This window comes from Spirulina major PCC 6313 (genome assembly GCF_001890765.1).
Classification (GTDB): domain Bacteria; phylum Cyanobacteriota; class Cyanobacteriia; order Cyanobacteriales; family Spirulinaceae; genus Spirulina; species Spirulina major.
Genome location: NZ_KV878783.1, coordinates 3,240,981 through 3,256,172, shown reverse-complemented (window position 1 = coordinate 3,256,172; position 15,192 = coordinate 3,240,981). Strand labels below are relative to the sequence as shown.

Genomic DNA, 15,192 nt, shown 5'->3' with positions numbered 1-15,192 from the left:
GCCAGTGCTGCACCGAACCAAAGGCTGGGTTGTCCAAAACGAGAGAGTGACACAATCACATCATCATCATGCTCAGGCACTTATCCGGACCATTTTCGATGCAGGTGTGCTGTGATCATTAGAAGATGAACGAACATACTGAAAAATAAAAGTGAGCGATCGCTACAGCTTCAGAACAGAATCGCACTGAGAATTAGAACGTTAAATTCATAATCTGTCATACCGAAAAGGCACTGAGCTGAACGAACAAACATCACAATGTTGACATTCGTGAGTTTACTGACTACCACTACCATAACAATAGACGAAAACTCTTTGGCCCTTATGAAAAAATTGTTGGAATTCTTGAGGCTGTCATTGCACCCGTTCACGTTTATCCACCACAAGACGGCAGCCACGCAGATTCACTGGTTTTCCCTTCAGTCGATTGCAAGAATCTATCCACTCACTGCCTTGTTCCTAGCTTTGATGATTCATTAAAATTGCGCAAAATGGCTGAAACTTACTTCGGAAATGCTAAGGATGAAAGTCTGGAGACCCAACCCCAACAAGAGCGACAAACCACCGGATTACGTCCAACGCTCAATGTGACGGTGCGTTCCACTTCGCTCACAGCACCCTACTGCCACGGCACAGCTAAAATTAGGCTTTAAAATTGCGCAAAATGGCTGAAACTTACTTCGGAAATGCTAAGGATGAAAGTCTGGAGACCCAACCCCAACAAGAGCGACAAACCACCGGATTACGTCCAACGCTCAATGTGACGGTGCGTTCCGCTTCGCTCACAGCACCCTACTGCCACGGCACAGCTAAAATTAGGCTTTGTTGTGGGGTGGGTTAGGCGAATTAAACTCCCGCCATCACTGTAATCTAGCCATCCGCCGTAACCCACCGATCAACGTATGTCGTGACACGACAAGCATCCTAATTCTTCAATGGACGCGGTACAAGGGAGCTTGTCCTGTTTTCCCAATCCCAACCCAAAAAGGCTAGGGGCAAAACCCTAGCCTTAGTTGTGGAAATTTTAACTGCGATGGCGCAGTGAGTCGGCAGAATGGGACTCGTTAGCGCAACACCTCAATTTGAACAGGAGCCACGCCGCTACCGAGCATCCCGATCGCCCCTGCCGCAGCCTTAGAAAGGTCAATGACACGACCACGGGTGAATGGCCCGCGATCGTTGATGCGCACCACAACGGACGTACCGCTGTTGAGGTTGGTAACCCGCACCTGAGTCCCAAAGGGAAGGGTGCGATGGGCAGCGGTTAAGGCATTTTGGTTAAACCGTTCACCGCTGGCACTGCGGCGACCATGGAAACCAGGGCCATACCAGGATGCCATGCCCCGTTGGGCTTGGCCGGTGGGTTGGGCTGATGTGTTGGTTTCGACGGTGGCGCGGTAGCGAGGTCTGGGGACAATATTGCCCATGGCGAGGGGGCTTGCACCGCCCAATAAACGCCGCAGACGGTTCGTCACTTGGAGAGCATCTTGATCCCAATTGTTGGTGCTGTCAGGCAAAATATGCTCTGTGTCAATTGACGTGATGGCTTCGTCATTCAACATCACGAGGTAGGTTTCTTGGTCTTGATTCCATTTCAGCGTCAATTGGGCAGCCGCTTCGGGGGAAAGTTGGTTAATGCGATCGCCCACCATCGCAGCCCGCCAGAGGGGATCGGTTTCTGAGAGGGCGAGATCGCCGTTGATCACTTGATCGGGGGTGAGAAAGCCAAAGGTAGATGCAGCGGTTTCAGGCTCGGACTCACCGAGGAATGTCAACACGGGAATGTTGTGAACGTAGAGCGTCACAGCGGGTGACGTTCCCATCGTGTGGGAATAGATTTCGGTGGGACTGGGGGCGATCGCCACTGTGGTGGTTTCAGATGCTGTGGTTTCGACAGCGATCGCATCGGTTTGGAGAGAGCTTTGCGCCGTTGCTGCGCTAGCTGTGCCAATCAGAGTGGTTAGTACAGTAGCGGTGACGCTACTCCAAAGTTGCTTAGTCATAGGCTGTGTATATCGTGTCATCTCCACAAGTGGGTTTAAACGGGTTCCCTCAAGTGCAATGCACGAGGTCTAAACGTTTCCTAATTCAGAACTGCCACAGCCTACCATGAATTTTTGTAACGGAAAACAGTAGAGCCTAAAATTTCTCCCCTGCCGCTCAACATTCAACAGATTTCTGATAGCCTAATCCCTGATGGTTGTTAGGGTTGTCTCATTTTGAGAGGGGATAAAAAGTCATTGATTTGAAATTCTGATAAGGAGATTTGCGGAGATCTCGTCATCAGATTTTTTTAGAATGTGCGGCTATTTTTTGGCCAGTCGATCCTAAAATAGCCTCTGTTCTCGTCATTAGAATTGGGTCAACACCAATGGATTATCAAGAAGCCGGAGTTGATGTCGCCGCAGGTCGCTCCTTCGTTGAAAAAATTCGGCAAGATGTGCAAAGTACCCAACGGCCAGAAGTCCTAGGCCAATTGGGCGGATTTGCGGGTTGCTTTCAATTGCCCTCTGGCTATCGTGAGCCGGTTTTAGTGTCGGGAACGGACGGCGTGGGGACTAAACTCAAAATCGCCCACAGTGTCAATCAACATCACACGGTGGGGATTGACCTCGTTGCCATGTGTGTTAATGACATTCTGACGACGGGAGCGGAGCCGCTCTTTTTCCTCGACTACATCGCCACCGGCAAACTCGAACCGGAACAACTGGCTGAAGTGGTGACAGGCATTGCGGAAGGTTGTCGCCAAAGTGGCTGTGCGCTGTTGGGGGGCGAAACGGCGGAAATGCCGGGCTTTTATGGTGCAGGGGAATATGATTTAGCGGGGTTTTGTGTGGGGGTGGTGGAAAAGGCCGATCGCCTCGATGGGTCACAGGTGCAGGTGGGGGATGTGGCGATCGCACTCCCCAGCAACGGTATCCACAGTAACGGCTTCTCCCTGGTGCGCAAAATCATCGCCACCCAAGGCTACGACTGGTACGACTGCCCGGCGGGCCTCGGCGGTGCATCCCTCCTGGACACTGTCCTCGCTCCCACCCAAATCTATGTCACCGCGATCCGCACCGCCCTCGCTGCGGGCCTCGCTATCCACGGCATGGCCCACATTACCGGCGGCGGTCTGCCGGAAAATCTGCCGCGTTGCCTCAATCCGGGCCAATCGATCCGCGTCGATCGCACCGCCTGGACTGTGCCCCCCGTGTTCCAATGGCTCACCCAGGCCGGTGACGTGTCCGAGGCTGCGATGTTCGACACTTTTAATATGGGGGTGGGGTATGGGGTGATTGTGCCCGCTAGCGAGGTGGACGGGGCGATCGCTCATTTCACGGCCCAGGGAATGGCAGCGATCGCGATCGGGGAAGTGATTCCCGGTGATGGATCGCTGGCGTGGGCAGCGTGAAACGGAACAGCAAGCCGGGGATTTAAATCCCCCGGCTCAGAGCGTAAAGTGGGCTACAGCCCACTCAATACCCGCCACCATCAACGGCGCGATCGCACCTATTTTAAAGATAGCAACGAGTACAAATAAACTAATAAAAATTATCGTACACCAGTCCTATCGTTCATTGGTCTGAATTTCGGGTCACTCAATGGTGCGGCTCCGGAAAGGCGCGATCGCATCACGAGATACCCCGCAGCAGGAGCAAATCCAGTTACAGTTGATTATTAGGATGATTAAACCTGCGTTACAGAACAGAACATAAATAAATATGCACTTAAGCGAAGTCACTCACCCCAATCAGTTGCACGGCCTCTCCATCCGGCAACTGGAAGAAATTGCGCGGCAAATTCGGGAAAAGCATCTGCAAACGATCGCTGCTAGTGGTGGACATCTCGGCCCCGGTTTGGGCGTGGTGGAACTCACCCTCGCTCTGTACCAAACCTTGGATTTGGATCAGGATAAAGTCCTGTGGGACGTGGGACACCAAGCCTATCCCCACAAATTGATCACCGGACGTTATAACGACTTCCACACCCTGCGCCAAAAAGACGGCGTGGCGGGCTATCTCAAACGCTCCGAAAGTCGGTTTGATCACTTCGGGGCGGGCCATGCCTCCACGAGTATTTCCGCCGCATTGGGGATGGCGATCGCTCGCGATTTGGCCGGCGAAGATTATAAATGCGTCGCGATCATCGGCGACGGCTCCCTCACCGGTGGGATGGCCCTTGAAGCCATTAACCACGCCGGCCACCTGCCCCACACCCGCCTCATGGTTGTCCTCAACGACAACGAAATGTCCATTTCTCCCAACGTCGGCGCGATCTCCCGCTACCTCAACAAAGTGCGCCTCTCCGACCCGATGCAGTTCCTCTCCACCAACCTTGAGGAACAATTACGCCACCTGCCCTTTGTCGGCGACACCATTACCCCCGACATGGAACGCCTCAAAGAAAGCATGAAACGCCTCACCGTGCCCAAAGTCGGCGCTGTGATCGAGGAACTCGGCTTTAAATATTTCGGCCCCGTCGATGGCCACAACCTCGAAGAACTGATCGACACCTTCCACCAAGCCCACAAAATGCCGGGGCCCGTCCTCGTTCACGTCTCCACCACCAAGGGCAAAGGGTATGCGATCGCTGAAAACGATCAAGTCGGCTACCACGCCCAATCCCCCTTCGACCTCGCCACCGGCAAAGCCTACCCCAAGAAAAAACCCACCCCCCCCAGCTACTCCAAAGTCTTCGCCCACACCCTCACCACCCTCGCCGCCAATAACCCCAAAATCGTCGGCATCACCGCCGCCATGGCCACCGGCACCGGCCTCGACAAACTCCAGCAAAAACTACCCAAGCAATATATTGACGTGGGCATTGCTGAACAACACGCCGTTACCCTCGCCGCCGGGATGGCCTGCGAAGGCATCCGCCCCGTCGTCGCCATCTATTCCACCTTCCTCCAACGGGCCTACGACCAAGTCATCCACGATGTCTGCATTCAAAAACTCCCCGTCTTCTTCTGCATCGACCGAGCCGGTATCGTCGGTGCAGACGGCCCCACCCACCAAGGCATGTACGACATCGCCTACCTGCGCTGTCTGCCCAACCTCGTGATCATGGCCCCCAAAGACGAAGCCGAACTCCAGCAAATGGTCGTCACTGGCGTGAACTACACCGACGGCCCGATCGCCATGCGCTATCCTCGCGGCAATGGTATCGGCGTGCCGCTGATGGAAGACGGCTGGGAACCCCTCGAAATCGGCAAAGGGGAAATCCTCCGCAGTGGTGACGATCTCTTGCTCTTGGGCTACGGCTCCATGGTACAAACCGCCCTCCAAGTAGCGGAACTCCTCGGCGAACATGGCATCGGCGTGACGGTGATCAACGCCCGTTTCGTCAAACCCTTGGACAGGGACTTGATCGCCCCCTTAGCCCAACGCATCGGCAAAGTCGCCACCCTCGAAGAAGGCTGCTTACCTGGCGGCTTCGGCTCTGTGGTGCTCGAAGCCCTCCAAGACCACGATATTCACGTCCCCGTGAAACGTTTCGGTGTCCCCGATATCCTCGTCGATCACGCCACCCCCAATGAATCCAAAACCGACCTGGGCTTAACCGGTTCCCAAATCGCCGAGCAGCTCCTCGTCTCCTTCTTCAAGTCGAAGCAACCCTCGTCTGTGGCGTAGTTGAAAAAACCGCATGGGTGCTGTCTTGCTCGCTGCATCTTGGGCAAGGGGCTGAAGTCCCTTGCCTTTTTACGATGGTGCGATCGCATCACCATCTTCAGTTTTGGCTTGCCAATCTGTTGCCCGCAACCACTTTCGTGGGAGCGCGATCGCCCTCAAAAGACCTAACCATCACCATTCGATTCATGCACACGGGATAGATCGAGACATTAGACCGATTGGGGAATGCTTAACCCATGACCCCGCCACCGTAGAATGGCGGCGGCTTGGGCTTTACAGAGTATGGCGCGATCGCACTCGGTTTGGAGGGTCACTACTTCCTGTTGTTCTTGGGGGGTTAAGGGAGTAGATCGTTCTAGCAATGCTTCGATGCGTTGACTCTGCGCGGCGGCAATGGGTTGATGCACCCAGCACCACAGGGCTTCATCTTCCAGTTTGTCGGTAGTGCATTAGATTATTGTGGGGAAGGAGAGGATATCCTGCCAACTCCAGCGATGGTCAGTCAATCCTGCTCGTTGTGCCGCCGTGCTCTTGTAGCGACTGTGCTGCCAGATCCAGTTGAAATAACTCACCACTAAACGCACCGTCACCTTTGTCTGCTGCCACAGTTTGCCAAACTTGTTCTGTCGCTGATTGACTGACAAAACTTTGAAAACTCTTGTCCCATAGGCATCTCAGCGATCACCTCTGTAGAGAGCCATAACTGAGTACTGGCAAGGCTTCTGCCAATTCCAATCCAGTGCCAAGATGGTTCACGATAAGGGGGCTCCGATTATAAAACGCTGAAATCCAGGCATAGTGAGGGTTTTTGAGGTTTGGGCACAATCTTTTGTCAGTCAACCAGGTTCTGTCGTCGATGCCACCTACCCGTCTGCTGCCTGATAATTCCATTGGTACGCTCCAACCGTTGCGTTTGGTCTTTGCCAATGTAGTGCTCAATTTCCAGCGGCAGTACCCGCTCATATCCTCCCCAGTTGTCACTATTCCATTGCTGGCAATGGGTCTTTCCCTCCGTGCTCACCACCAGTTCTTCAATCAGTTCATCGGTGTGTTTCCCCACTCGTGCTGTCAAGATTAACCCGCTCGAATCTGCCAAACTCATCGCAATCCAGCAATCGCCTACTTCAACTTCTTCGGGCAAGCATTGTTTGTTTTTTTTCACGAATGACCACATCTCATCAGCACTCACGTCCTCCGTTTCCACGCCCTGCACTTGGTCGTTATGAACCAGCAAAGCTTTAGCACTGGCGGCACGAATAATACTGACCACGGTGTTATAGGCTAATCCGCTGATGCGGCTGACTCCTCGCAAGCTAGTGCCTTCACTGTGGGCTTGAAGTACTTGCTCAATCTGCTCCGGAGTAACATGGCGATAGTAGTAGAGGGTGTCAAAACTCTCGGCAAAGGTTTGCTGGCAGTGAGGGCAGAAGTAGCGTTGATGACCATTGGGCATTTTGCCGTGTTTGTGGGTTTTGGGATGACCGCAGAGCCGACATTCCATAGTTTTAGTGCAGTGGTAACGATTCCTCTACTTTACCAAACCCACATCATTTTGACGCACTACCAGTTTGTCCAGTTGTGCTAGGGCCTGTCATCAGTTAGAGAGAATAGAACCAGACCCAAAATCAACGACAAAATGCTCATTAACGTTAGAGCAGAAACAAGCAGTCACTCAGTTTCAAAAGCGGGTAGCGAGAATCGAACTCGCAACTAAAGCTTGGGAAGCTTTCGTTTTACCACTAAACTATACCCGCATGGACTACCGAATATAGCAGATTTTGAGCCGGGGCGACAAGGGGGCGCGATAGGTAGCTGCGCGATAGGTAGCTGCGCGATAGGTAGCTGCGCGATAGGTAGCTGCGCGATCGCGCTCTAGGGATCAGACATCACCCCAAAGGCGATCGCGTTAAGGCACGATCAACACCGGACAAGGCGAGAGATTAATGACGCGGTTGGTGACGCTTTCGGAGGCTCCCTCGTCGGTGAGTCCCGCGCCGCGACAGCCCATGATGATTAAATCAGCCGTCATATCATCAGCCACATCGCAGATCGTGAAGGAGACTTTGCCCTCCCGTTCGACGGTTTCCGCGTCAATGCCCTGCTCCGTGAAGAGGGTTTTTGCCCCCGCCAGGAGTTTCGCCACGGTCTCATGGGAGGTCATCACTTCGCTGGGGGCTTCGGCTTCCGCGTCAGGGGGTTCCACCACCGAGAGCAAGATTAAACGGCTCTCGTAGGTTTTGACGAGATTCGCTACAGTCTCGACCGCGTGGCGGGTTTCTCGACTTTGATCGATGGGAAAGAGGATGGTTTTAAACATGGTTTGGTATCTCCAGTACACCTACTCCGGTAAAATCGGCTAGGAAGCGATCGCGGCTCACAGCGAGTCAGCCCAAAATCCCTAGTCTGATCGCACAGTCATACATCAATAGAATAGAACGCAATTTAGGAGGATATTTAAGATGGCTAAGAAAACGGTAGCAAATTTAACAGATGCAGACGTGGCCGGTAAGCGCGTGCTCGTCCGGGCTGACTTCAATGTGCCCAAAGATGATCAAGGCGCGATCACTGATGATACCCGGATTCGAGCTGCCCTGCCGACGATTCAAACTCTGATTGACAAAGGCGCGAAGGTGTTGCTCTCTAGCCACATGGGTCGTCCGAAGGGCAAGGTGAATGAAGGGATGCGCCTCACCGCTGTAGCCGCTCGCCTGGGTGAATTGCTCGGCAAAGAGGTGAAGATGTGCAGCGATTGCATCGGCGATGCGGTGTCTAGTGTGGTGGCAGGCATGGGCAATGGTGATGTGGCGCTCTTGGAAAATGTGCGTTTCTACGCCGAAGAAGAAGCTAATGACCCCGCCTTTGCGGAAAAATTAGCGGCTAACGCTGATTTATATGTCAATGATGCCTTTGGGACGGCACACCGTGCCCATGCTTCGACGGAAGGGGTGACGAAGTACCTCAGCCCCAGCGTTGCCGGGTTGTTGATTGAAAAAGAACTGGCTTATCTCCAAAATGCGATCGATAATCCCCAGCGTCCCCTCGCGGCGATCATCGGTGGCTCGAAGGTGTCGAGCAAAATCGGCGTGATCGAAACCCTGCTCGATAAGTGCGATACGCTCTTGATCGGCGGCGGCATGGTCTTCACGTTCTACAAGGCGCGGGGCTTGGCTGTGGGTAAGTCGTTAGTGGAAGAAGACAAGCTCGAATTGGCGAAGGAACTCGAAGCCAAGGCGAAGGAAAAAGGCGTGAATCTGTTGCTGCCCACGGATGTGGTGGTGGCGGATAATTTCGCCCCCGATGCGAAGTCCCAAACCGTGAGTGTGGAAGCAATTCCCGATGGTTGGATGGGTCTTGACATTGGCCCGGACTCGGTGAAGACGTTCCAAGCGGCCCTTGAGGAGTGCAAGTGTGTGATTTGGAATGGGCCGATGGGGGTGTTTGAGTTTGAGGCGTTTGCAGCCGGGACGGAAGCGATCGCCCACACCCTCGCTGACCTCACCCCCAAGGGCACGATCACAATCATCGGCGGCGGTGACTCCGTGGCAGCCGTGGAAAAAGTGGGCGTGGCTGAGAAAATGAGCCACATTTCCACCGGCGGCGGGGCGAGTCTCGAACTCCTCGAAGGCAAAGTCCTCCCCGGTATCGCAGCCCTCGACGAAGCCTAAGCCGTCAACCCTCATCCCCTCACCCTTTCCCTCAGGGGCGAGGGCGTTTAGCGTCCTTCTCCCACGGGAGAAGCGATGTCCTGAACTTGCCGAAGGGGGCTGGGGATGAGGGCAACATCGATGAAAGAATGTGCATGAATGAATAAAGCAGATGCTCCCTGACTTTCGCTCTCAAGGGCGAGGCTTCAGACCCAAGGAGATTTGACCAATCACTGAGCACCATGCCGTTTACTACCTATAAAGCGATCGCAGATGTTCTCCAAGAATTCAGCATTCTCTACTCAGAAGCCGACTTTATTCAGCCCACAGCCTTTGCCCTGAGCGACTACATGCGCGCCGAGCTAGAGTTTAACCGTGCTGAAGTCGTGATCGAGAATTCTGAGGCGGCGATTTGCGAAGCGTTTATTTATCCGATCCTGCGCGAGGTTTGGAAGCAGCACAAAGATATACTCATGCTTTGGAGTCATCGCACGGTGCGTGTCGATGAGCAACTGTCTGGACAGCCCGATTATTTGGTGGCGCAGCGATCGCCCTTGGGTAAAGTCATTTTGGAACGGCCCTGTTTTGCGGTGGTTGAAGCTAAACAGGACAACTTCGCCACAGGCTGGGGACAATGTGCAGCGGAATTGGTTGCACTCCAGCGACTCAATGACTCCCCAGACATCACACTCTTTGGCATCGTGGCCAACGCCAATCGTTGGGAGTTTGCCCGTTTGCAAGGGCGACAGCTCACGAAAAATCACACGGGCTACAACATCGAAAATCTGGATTCTGTGTTTGGGGCGGTGTCCTATGTGTTTGAACAATGTGCAGCCCAGGCGAAAGCCGCCATCCGCCCATCCTCCGATTGAGATTGAGTCCACAAGGCTGAAAATCAGGCGATCGCAATTCCCATCCCTCTCTCAGAGGTGGCGATTAGGTTCGGCTCTGCGATCGCTTTCTTAACCAGATTCAATAGAGATCGCCGACTCTATTTTTCTAAAAGCACCTAATTTTCGACCCAACCAAGTTAAAAGTCTTTGCCTCCAATTTTTCTCGGTAGTAGGCTGTTGACTTACTCCCCCGTTTTCTAAACGGGGGAGTAAGTCAATCCTCGTCCTACCGATCGGGTTACGGATCTTCCCCGCCTCCTAATCCCCCCACCATTGATACATCACTAACAGATCCACATACCCCAAGGTGGCATGATCATAGGCCTGGGGAATCCGTCCGGCGATCGCAAACCCCAGCCGCTCCCAGAGCCGCACCGCCCCCGTATTTGTCGCTACCACACTGTTAAACTGCATCGCCTTGTACCCCAACTTCCGCGCCACCTGGAGCGAATGCTGACAGAGGCGCGTCGCCACACCCCGGCCCCGCGCCGCCGGAGCCACCATGTAGCCACAATTGCACACATGACTTCCCGGCCCTGGTTGATTGGGTTTGATGTAGTAGCTGCCATGAATTTCATCCGCCTCGGCCTCGACATAGGTATGCTGGGGAATTTCTATCCAAAATCGATAGGCTTCTTGTTTCGTGCTCTGGCGCGGATAGGCGTAAGTTTCACCCGCAGCGACAATGGTGTGCCAAAACGGCCAAATTTGATCAAAATCGGGATCAATTGCAACGCGAATCGTCATGATAGAAAGGATACAGCGTGAACACAAACTATGGACAAATGGGTTGGATTAATCATTGGCAATTCGCGGCTGCATTTTTGCGGAGTGACCCACAACACCATTGTTGCCAGTTGGCATCAACCCCATAGTCAGACTACACCGCCCGTGGTGATGCCAGCGGCATGGCAAGCCTGTCCCCTGCGGTTTGCCTCGGTCGTGCCGGATCAAACGCTGCTGTGGTGTACCTATCCCCACGCCCGGCAGGTGAATTTGGTGGATATTCCGTTGCGGGATAAGTATGACACGCTGGGTTGCGATCGCGCCCTCGCCGCCTACGGAGCCGCAGAACGCTACGGTGTGCCGGTGTTGGTGGTGGATAGCGGCACGGCGTTAACCTTAACGGGGGTGAATCAGGATTTAGCCCTGGTGGGGGGCGCAATCTTGCCGGGGATTGGTTTGCAGTTTCAAAGTTTAGCCACCCAGACCGGAGCACTGCCCCAGGTAATCTGTCCCCCTGAACTGCCGCCCCGCTGGAGCCACACCACCGTTGAAGCGATCGCCAGCGGCACGCTCTACACCCTCTTGGCAGGCTTACGTGACTTTATTCAAGACTGGCGATCGCACTATCCCCACAGTCCCGTCGTCTTGACCGGCGGCGATGGTGAATGGCTCTATCGACATCTCACCCCCACCCTGCCGGATCTGTACTCCGAACCCACCCTTGTGCTATCGGGATTAGTCACACTGATCGAGTCTCAAGCGAGGATGGTATGATGGAGGGTGCTGTCTAAAATACCCCCTCAACAGGAGTTATGGCTAAGAAGTCCATGATCGAGCGCGAGAAAAAGCGCAAAAAAATCGTTGAAAAGTACGCCGTCAAACGGGCTGACTTACTAGAGCAGTTCCGCACCGCTGCCACCCCCCTCGAAAAATTAGAATTACACCGCCAAATCCAACGCTTACCCCGGAACAGTTCTAAGGTGCGCGTCCGGAACCGCTGCTGGGCCACCGGTCGCCCCAAAGGGTATTACCGCGATTTTGGTCTGTCCCGGCACGTGATTCGCGAATGGGCCCACGAAGGCCTCTTGCCCGGTGTGGTGAAATCAAGCTGGTAAGGGATTTTGGGGGGTGTTTGGCTAACCCCACCTCCCGTCCTTGCCGCTTCTTTGGGATTAGCCCGCACCGCAACAGCGGTCAATCCCTAAACTATCGAGAATTAAATCACTGACGGCATTAGCGATCGCAAACTCGCTATAAAAGCTCTGACTAAAATCAAAGGCTTGCAACTCCGTCACCAACGCAATCACCAACGCACCGAGATCATTCTCGCCCTCTAACCGCTGCCGCGCATAGATCTGAGCAGCGCGATCGGCGATTTTTTCATTCACCAATTCCGGCAAAAACTCCGTATTTAACCAATGATGCAAGGTCGTTTTGAGCCATTGACGCTCTTGATCCGCATCTTGAACCGGGGGTAACGTAATCGGGGGAATTGTCTCGGCCATAAAAAACCTCCTCGTAGATTGCCAATCAAGACCGCAAAGATCCGAAGTCTGCAATGGTATACTGAGGCCCGACTGTAACGAAATTTTAACGTGACTGCGAGCGAGCCTTCATCTAATCACTCTACTGTAGCATCGGCCCCCCAGGACACCGAGACTCCCGCCGTCACGCCCCGACGTAGTGCGTTTTGGGCCACCTGTGGCAGCACGTTCATCACCATCCTATTGGCGGAAATGGGCGACAAAACCCAGCTCGCCACCCTGCTGATCACCGCTGAATCCCAAAAACCCTGGGTGGTGTTTACCGGAGCCGCCACGGCCCTCGTGGCGACGAGCTTAATCGGGGTGGCGTTGGGGTGGTGGTTGGCGAAACGGGTCTCCCCGAAGGTGATGGATCTCGCGGCGGCGATGACCTTGTTAACGGTGTCGGTGCTGTTGCTCTGGGATATTGTGCAGCTTTGAAAATTTCACCCTTGAATTGAGAATCTATGGATTGGCAACTGGTCGGCTTGAGTTTCATCACGGTATTCATCGCAGAAATTGGCGATAAAAGTCAGTTGGCAGCCATCGCCCTCAGTGGCAGTTCCCAATCTCCCCGTGCGGTCTTCTTTGGCACGGTGGCGGCGTTGATTCTTGCGAGTTTCGTCGGTGTTTTAATCGGGGAAGGCGTGGCGACGATTCTCCCGGAAAAACTCCTCAAGGCTGGGGCTGCGATCGGCTTTGCCCTCCTCGCCCTGCGGATTTTGATGAGCGATGACGACGATTAAATCGACGGTTTTAAATTGACGGTTTAATCCGAAATCCAGATTGTATAGCAGCGATATTAGTGGTTAGGACATTTCGAGAACGCCAAAACCCTTGATTGGTGGGCAATGCCCACCCTACTCAAAAAAACTAGAAGCTCTGAAGAGCTAGAAGCTCGCACTCCAGCGAATTTCAGGTCGGGGAGTGTGAGCCTCTGGCTCATTCGCAATTCCACGGCAAGTAGGGGTTAATCCTCAACCCGGTAGCCCAATTCTGCTAACCGGGTGCGTGACTGTCGCCATTTTGGTTGGACGCGCACGAACAGATCAAGATACACCTGCCCGGCGATCAGTTTTTGGATCTGTTCACGGGCGGCTGTGCCGATCGCTTTTAACATCGTGCCACTTTTGCCGATGACGATGCCCTTTTGGGAGGGGCGTTCCACGTTAATGGCAGCGTGAACATGGGTGATTTTGGGTTTTTCTTCGACGCGATCGATGGTGATGGCGACGGAGTGGGGGACTTCTTGGCGGGTGAGCAAGAGGAGTTGTTCGCGGATCAGTTCACCCATGATGAAGCGTTCGGGTTGATCGGTGACGAGATCGGGGGGGTAATAGTAAGGGCCGGGGGCGAGGCGATCGCTCAATTCCTGCTGCAATCCGGCCAACCCTTCCCCCGTCAGGGCGGAAAACTTAGCCACCGTCCAGCCGTTTTCCTCGGCCACAGCGCGATAGCTGTGATCCAACTGTGTCACGGTGTCGGGGTCGTCGGGCTGTTGATCCTGTTTATTGAGACCGAGAATAATCGGGGTTGGGCTTTTTTTGAGCAGTTCGACAATGAAGCGATCGCCTCCGCCCAACTCCACCGCACTATCCACCACAAACAACACCACATCCACCGCCGTAATCGCCGTCCGCGCATTCTGCACCAAGACCCGCCCTAGTTCGTGGTGGGGTTTATGAATCCCTGGGGTATCAACAAAAATGATTTGGCTCTGGTCTGTGGTGAGGATGCCCCGCAAGCGGTTCCGAGTCGTTTGGGCCACGGGGGAGGTAATCGCAATTTTTTGCCCCACTAACTGATTCATCAGGGTTGATTTGCCCACATTGGGGCGGCCCACGATCGCCACAAACCCCGATTTAAAATCCGGCGGCGCGGTGGGGACAATCATGGAAGGTGCAAATTCGTCAGTCATCGTTGGGATAGCTCCCCCTCTGGATTACAACCCGAACCCATCCATTGCCATGGGACAAAGGTCACGGGTTTAGCTCACCCTTGATGGCTATGGCCGCCCGGATCAATTGAACCGGGAGACTCAGGGAATCGCAGGTGAGATTCCGTAGGATGAAGATGTTCGGATCGATAGTTTATCGTGAATTGACCCAAGGAAGATGATTATGAAAGGTTATACCGCTACATTACTGGCCATTACCGGAATTGCGCTGCCCCTCGCGGCTTGGACGACCTTCACCCCTCCCATCCAATCCGCCAACGCCGCCCCCCAAGAAATTGCCCAACGGGGCCCGAATTCCCAAGGACAGGGCCGCGGGCCGGGTGGTGATATGCAAGGCCGTGGGCCGGGGAGCGATCGCGGCCCTGGGATGGATCAGACACCGCCGATGTTACGGTTTGCGGAGCAATTGGGGTTAAGCGATGCCCAACGCAGCGAAATCGAAGCGATCCACAGCCAAGCCAAGGCGGATTCGGAGGCGATGCGGACTCAAATGCAGGCGGCCCACGAACAAATGCAAACCCTGATGGCGAGCGATGCGACGGATGCGGCACTGCGCCAACGTCACGACCAAATGCAAGCCTTGCACCAAGAAATGGGCGATCGCCGCTTTGAAACCATGCTCGCCATCCGTAATGTGTTGACCCCTGAACAACGGGCCCAAATGCAGGAACTCAAAGAAAATCGCATGGGCCGCCAAGACGGTGGGGGTCAACGGGGCCAACGCGGTCAACGCCCTGACATGCAATAACGTCCAGGGGGTGGCCCGTGGCAACGCCCGATGAATTAAGCCCCTAAAAACGCCTCATAATGATGATCCACTCTGTCCCGATG

General features: G+C 54.3%; 16 protein-coding genes, 1 tRNA gene and 1 pseudogene. 9 read left to right on the top strand and 9 right to left on the bottom strand.

What is annotated here, in order from left to right:
* Window positions 1-1,064 precede the first annotated feature (1,064 nt).
* Window positions 1,065-2,003 carry a septal ring lytic transglycosylase RlpA family protein gene (locus SPI6313_RS14255; protein ID WP_072621595.1) on the bottom strand — a complete coding sequence of 313 codons (939 nt, stop codon included), beginning with the start codon at window positions 2,001-2,003 and terminating at the stop codon, window positions 1,065-1,067.
* Between the two features lie 368 nt (window positions 2,004-2,371).
* Between SPI6313_RS14255 and purM the strand changes: the two genes are divergently transcribed.
* Complete coding sequence (purM, locus tag SPI6313_RS14250) at window positions 2,372-3,397, top strand: phosphoribosylformylglycinamidine cyclo-ligase (protein WP_072621594.1); 1,026 nt, start codon at window positions 2,372-2,374, stop codon at window positions 3,395-3,397.
* 310 nt (window positions 3,398-3,707) lie between these two features.
* Entirely contained in the window at window positions 3,708-5,618 is a 1,911-nt protein-coding gene (dxs, locus tag SPI6313_RS14245) for a 1-deoxy-D-xylulose-5-phosphate synthase (protein WP_072621593.1), read from the top strand.
* Between the two features lie 209 nt (window positions 5,619-5,827).
* On the opposite strand, the gene SPI6313_RS14240 is transcribed toward dxs, so the two are convergent.
* The 5 genes and pseudogenes from SPI6313_RS14240 to SPI6313_RS14220 all read right to left on the bottom strand — a co-directional run bounded on the left by SPI6313_RS14240 (window position 5,828) and on the right by SPI6313_RS14220 (window position 7,935).
* On the bottom strand, window positions 5,828-6,025 hold the full coding sequence (locus SPI6313_RS14240) for a hypothetical protein (protein ID WP_072621592.1): 198 nt from the start codon (window positions 6,023-6,025) through the stop codon (window positions 5,828-5,830).
* 42 nt (window positions 6,026-6,067) lie between these two features.
* Window positions 6,068-6,262 carry a hypothetical protein gene (locus SPI6313_RS23595; protein WP_072620593.1) on the bottom strand — a complete coding sequence of 65 codons (195 nt, stop codon included), beginning with the start codon at window positions 6,260-6,262 and terminating at the stop codon, window positions 6,068-6,070.
* A 200-nt stretch (window positions 6,263-6,462) separates the two neighbouring features.
* Window positions 6,463-7,119, bottom strand: a pseudogene (locus tag SPI6313_RS14230) (IS1 family transposase); the annotation flags it as partial.
* A gap of 182 nt (window positions 7,120-7,301) precedes the next feature.
* Window positions 7,302-7,372: transfer RNA gene (locus tag SPI6313_RS14225), tRNA-Gly, on the bottom strand.
* A 152-nt stretch (window positions 7,373-7,524) separates the two neighbouring features.
* A complete protein-coding gene (locus tag SPI6313_RS14220) occupies window positions 7,525-7,935 on the bottom strand; it encodes a universal stress protein (RefSeq protein WP_072621591.1) in 411 nt (136 codons plus the stop codon).
* A gap of 142 nt (window positions 7,936-8,077) precedes the next feature.
* Between SPI6313_RS14220 and SPI6313_RS14215 the strand changes: the two genes are divergently transcribed.
* Window positions 8,078-9,283, top strand: a complete 1,206-nt coding sequence (locus SPI6313_RS14215) for a phosphoglycerate kinase (protein ID WP_072621590.1) — start codon at window positions 8,078-8,080, stop codon at window positions 9,281-9,283.
* A 221-nt stretch (window positions 9,284-9,504) separates the two neighbouring features.
* A complete protein-coding gene (locus tag SPI6313_RS14210; protein WP_072621589.1) occupies window positions 9,505-10,134 on the top strand; it encodes a hypothetical protein in 630 nt (209 codons plus the stop codon).
* A 279-nt stretch (window positions 10,135-10,413) separates the two neighbouring features.
* On the opposite strand, the gene SPI6313_RS14205 is transcribed toward SPI6313_RS14210, so the two are convergent.
* The gene (locus tag SPI6313_RS14205) at window positions 10,414-10,902 is read right to left on the bottom strand and encodes a GNAT family N-acetyltransferase (RefSeq protein WP_072621588.1); all 489 of its coding nucleotides are present in this window, start codon (window positions 10,900-10,902) and stop codon (window positions 10,414-10,416) included.
* A gap of 30 nt (window positions 10,903-10,932) precedes the next feature.
* On the opposite strand from SPI6313_RS14205, the gene SPI6313_RS14200 reads away from it, so the two are divergent.
* Window positions 10,933-11,655 carry a pantothenate kinase gene (locus SPI6313_RS14200; RefSeq protein WP_072621587.1) on the top strand — a complete coding sequence of 241 codons (723 nt, stop codon included), beginning with the start codon at window positions 10,933-10,935 and terminating at the stop codon, window positions 11,653-11,655.
* 38 nt (window positions 11,656-11,693) lie between these two features.
* The gene (rpsN, locus tag SPI6313_RS14195) at window positions 11,694-11,996 is read left to right on the top strand and encodes a 30S ribosomal protein S14 (protein ID WP_072621586.1); all 303 of its coding nucleotides are present in this window, start codon (window positions 11,694-11,696) and stop codon (window positions 11,994-11,996) included.
* A gap of 57 nt (window positions 11,997-12,053) precedes the next feature.
* Here rpsN and SPI6313_RS14190 read toward each other — a convergent pair whose 3' ends face one another.
* Window positions 12,054-12,386, bottom strand: coding sequence for a hypothetical protein (locus tag SPI6313_RS14190; RefSeq protein ID WP_072621585.1), 333 nt, complete (start codon window positions 12,384-12,386; stop codon window positions 12,054-12,056).
* Window positions 12,387-12,476: 90 nt separating this feature from the next.
* On the opposite strand from SPI6313_RS14190, the gene SPI6313_RS24475 reads away from it, so the two are divergent.
* Window positions 12,477-12,845: a TMEM165/GDT1 family protein gene (locus tag SPI6313_RS24475; protein WP_072621584.1), complete on the top strand. Its 369-nt coding sequence runs from the start codon at window positions 12,477-12,479 to the stop codon at window positions 12,843-12,845.
* 26 nt (window positions 12,846-12,871) lie between these two features.
* The gene (locus SPI6313_RS14180; RefSeq protein WP_072621583.1) at window positions 12,872-13,150 is read left to right on the top strand and encodes a TMEM165/GDT1 family protein; all 279 of its coding nucleotides are present in this window, start codon (window positions 12,872-12,874) and stop codon (window positions 13,148-13,150) included.
* Between the two features lie 224 nt (window positions 13,151-13,374).
* On the opposite strand, the gene era is transcribed toward SPI6313_RS14180, so the two are convergent.
* A complete protein-coding gene (era, locus tag SPI6313_RS14175; RefSeq protein WP_072621582.1) occupies window positions 13,375-14,322 on the bottom strand; it encodes a GTPase Era in 948 nt (315 codons plus the stop codon).
* A 202-nt stretch (window positions 14,323-14,524) separates the two neighbouring features.
* Here era and SPI6313_RS14170 point away from each other — a divergent pair, with 202 nt between their 5' ends.
* On the top strand, window positions 14,525-15,109 hold the full coding sequence (locus SPI6313_RS14170) for a Spy/CpxP family protein refolding chaperone (RefSeq protein ID WP_072623154.1): 585 nt from the start codon (window positions 14,525-14,527) through the stop codon (window positions 15,107-15,109).
* Window positions 15,110-15,192 lie beyond the last annotated feature (83 nt).

What these genes read in the sequence shown, in the direction of transcription:
- SPI6313_RS14255 (WP_072621595.1), bottom strand. Translation starts at nt 2,003, where the DNA reads ATGACTAAGCAACTTTGGAGTAGCGTCACCGCTACTGTACTAACCACT.
- purM (WP_072621594.1), top strand. Translation starts at nt 2,372, where the DNA reads ATGGATTATCAAGAAGCCGGAGTTGATGTCGCCGCAGGTCGCTCCTTC.
- dxs (WP_072621593.1), top strand. Translation starts at nt 3,708, where the DNA reads ATGCACTTAAGCGAAGTCACTCACCCCAATCAGTTGCACGGCCTCTCC.
- SPI6313_RS14220 (WP_072621591.1), bottom strand. Translation starts at nt 7,935, where the DNA reads ATGTTTAAAACCATCCTCTTTCCCATCGATCAAAGTCGAGAAACCCGC.
- SPI6313_RS14215 (WP_072621590.1), top strand. Translation starts at nt 8,078, where the DNA reads ATGGCTAAGAAAACGGTAGCAAATTTAACAGATGCAGACGTGGCCGGT.
- SPI6313_RS14210 (WP_072621589.1), top strand. Translation starts at nt 9,505, where the DNA reads ATGCCGTTTACTACCTATAAAGCGATCGCAGATGTTCTCCAAGAATTC.
- SPI6313_RS14205 (WP_072621588.1), bottom strand. Translation starts at nt 10,902, where the DNA reads ATGACGATTCGCGTTGCAATTGATCCCGATTTTGATCAAATTTGGCCG.
- SPI6313_RS14200 (WP_072621587.1), top strand. Translation starts at nt 10,933, where the DNA reads ATGGACAAATGGGTTGGATTAATCATTGGCAATTCGCGGCTGCATTTT.
- rpsN (WP_072621586.1), top strand. Translation starts at nt 11,694, where the DNA reads ATGGCTAAGAAGTCCATGATCGAGCGCGAGAAAAAGCGCAAAAAAATC.
- SPI6313_RS14190 (WP_072621585.1), bottom strand. Translation starts at nt 12,386, where the DNA reads ATGGCCGAGACAATTCCCCCGATTACGTTACCCCCGGTTCAAGATGCG.
- SPI6313_RS14180 (WP_072621583.1), top strand. Translation starts at nt 12,872, where the DNA reads ATGGATTGGCAACTGGTCGGCTTGAGTTTCATCACGGTATTCATCGCA.
- era (WP_072621582.1), bottom strand. Translation starts at nt 14,322, where the DNA reads ATGACTGACGAATTTGCACCTTCCATGATTGTCCCCACCGCGCCGCCG.
- SPI6313_RS14170 (WP_072623154.1), top strand. Translation starts at nt 14,525, where the DNA reads ATGAAAGGTTATACCGCTACATTACTGGCCATTACCGGAATTGCGCTG.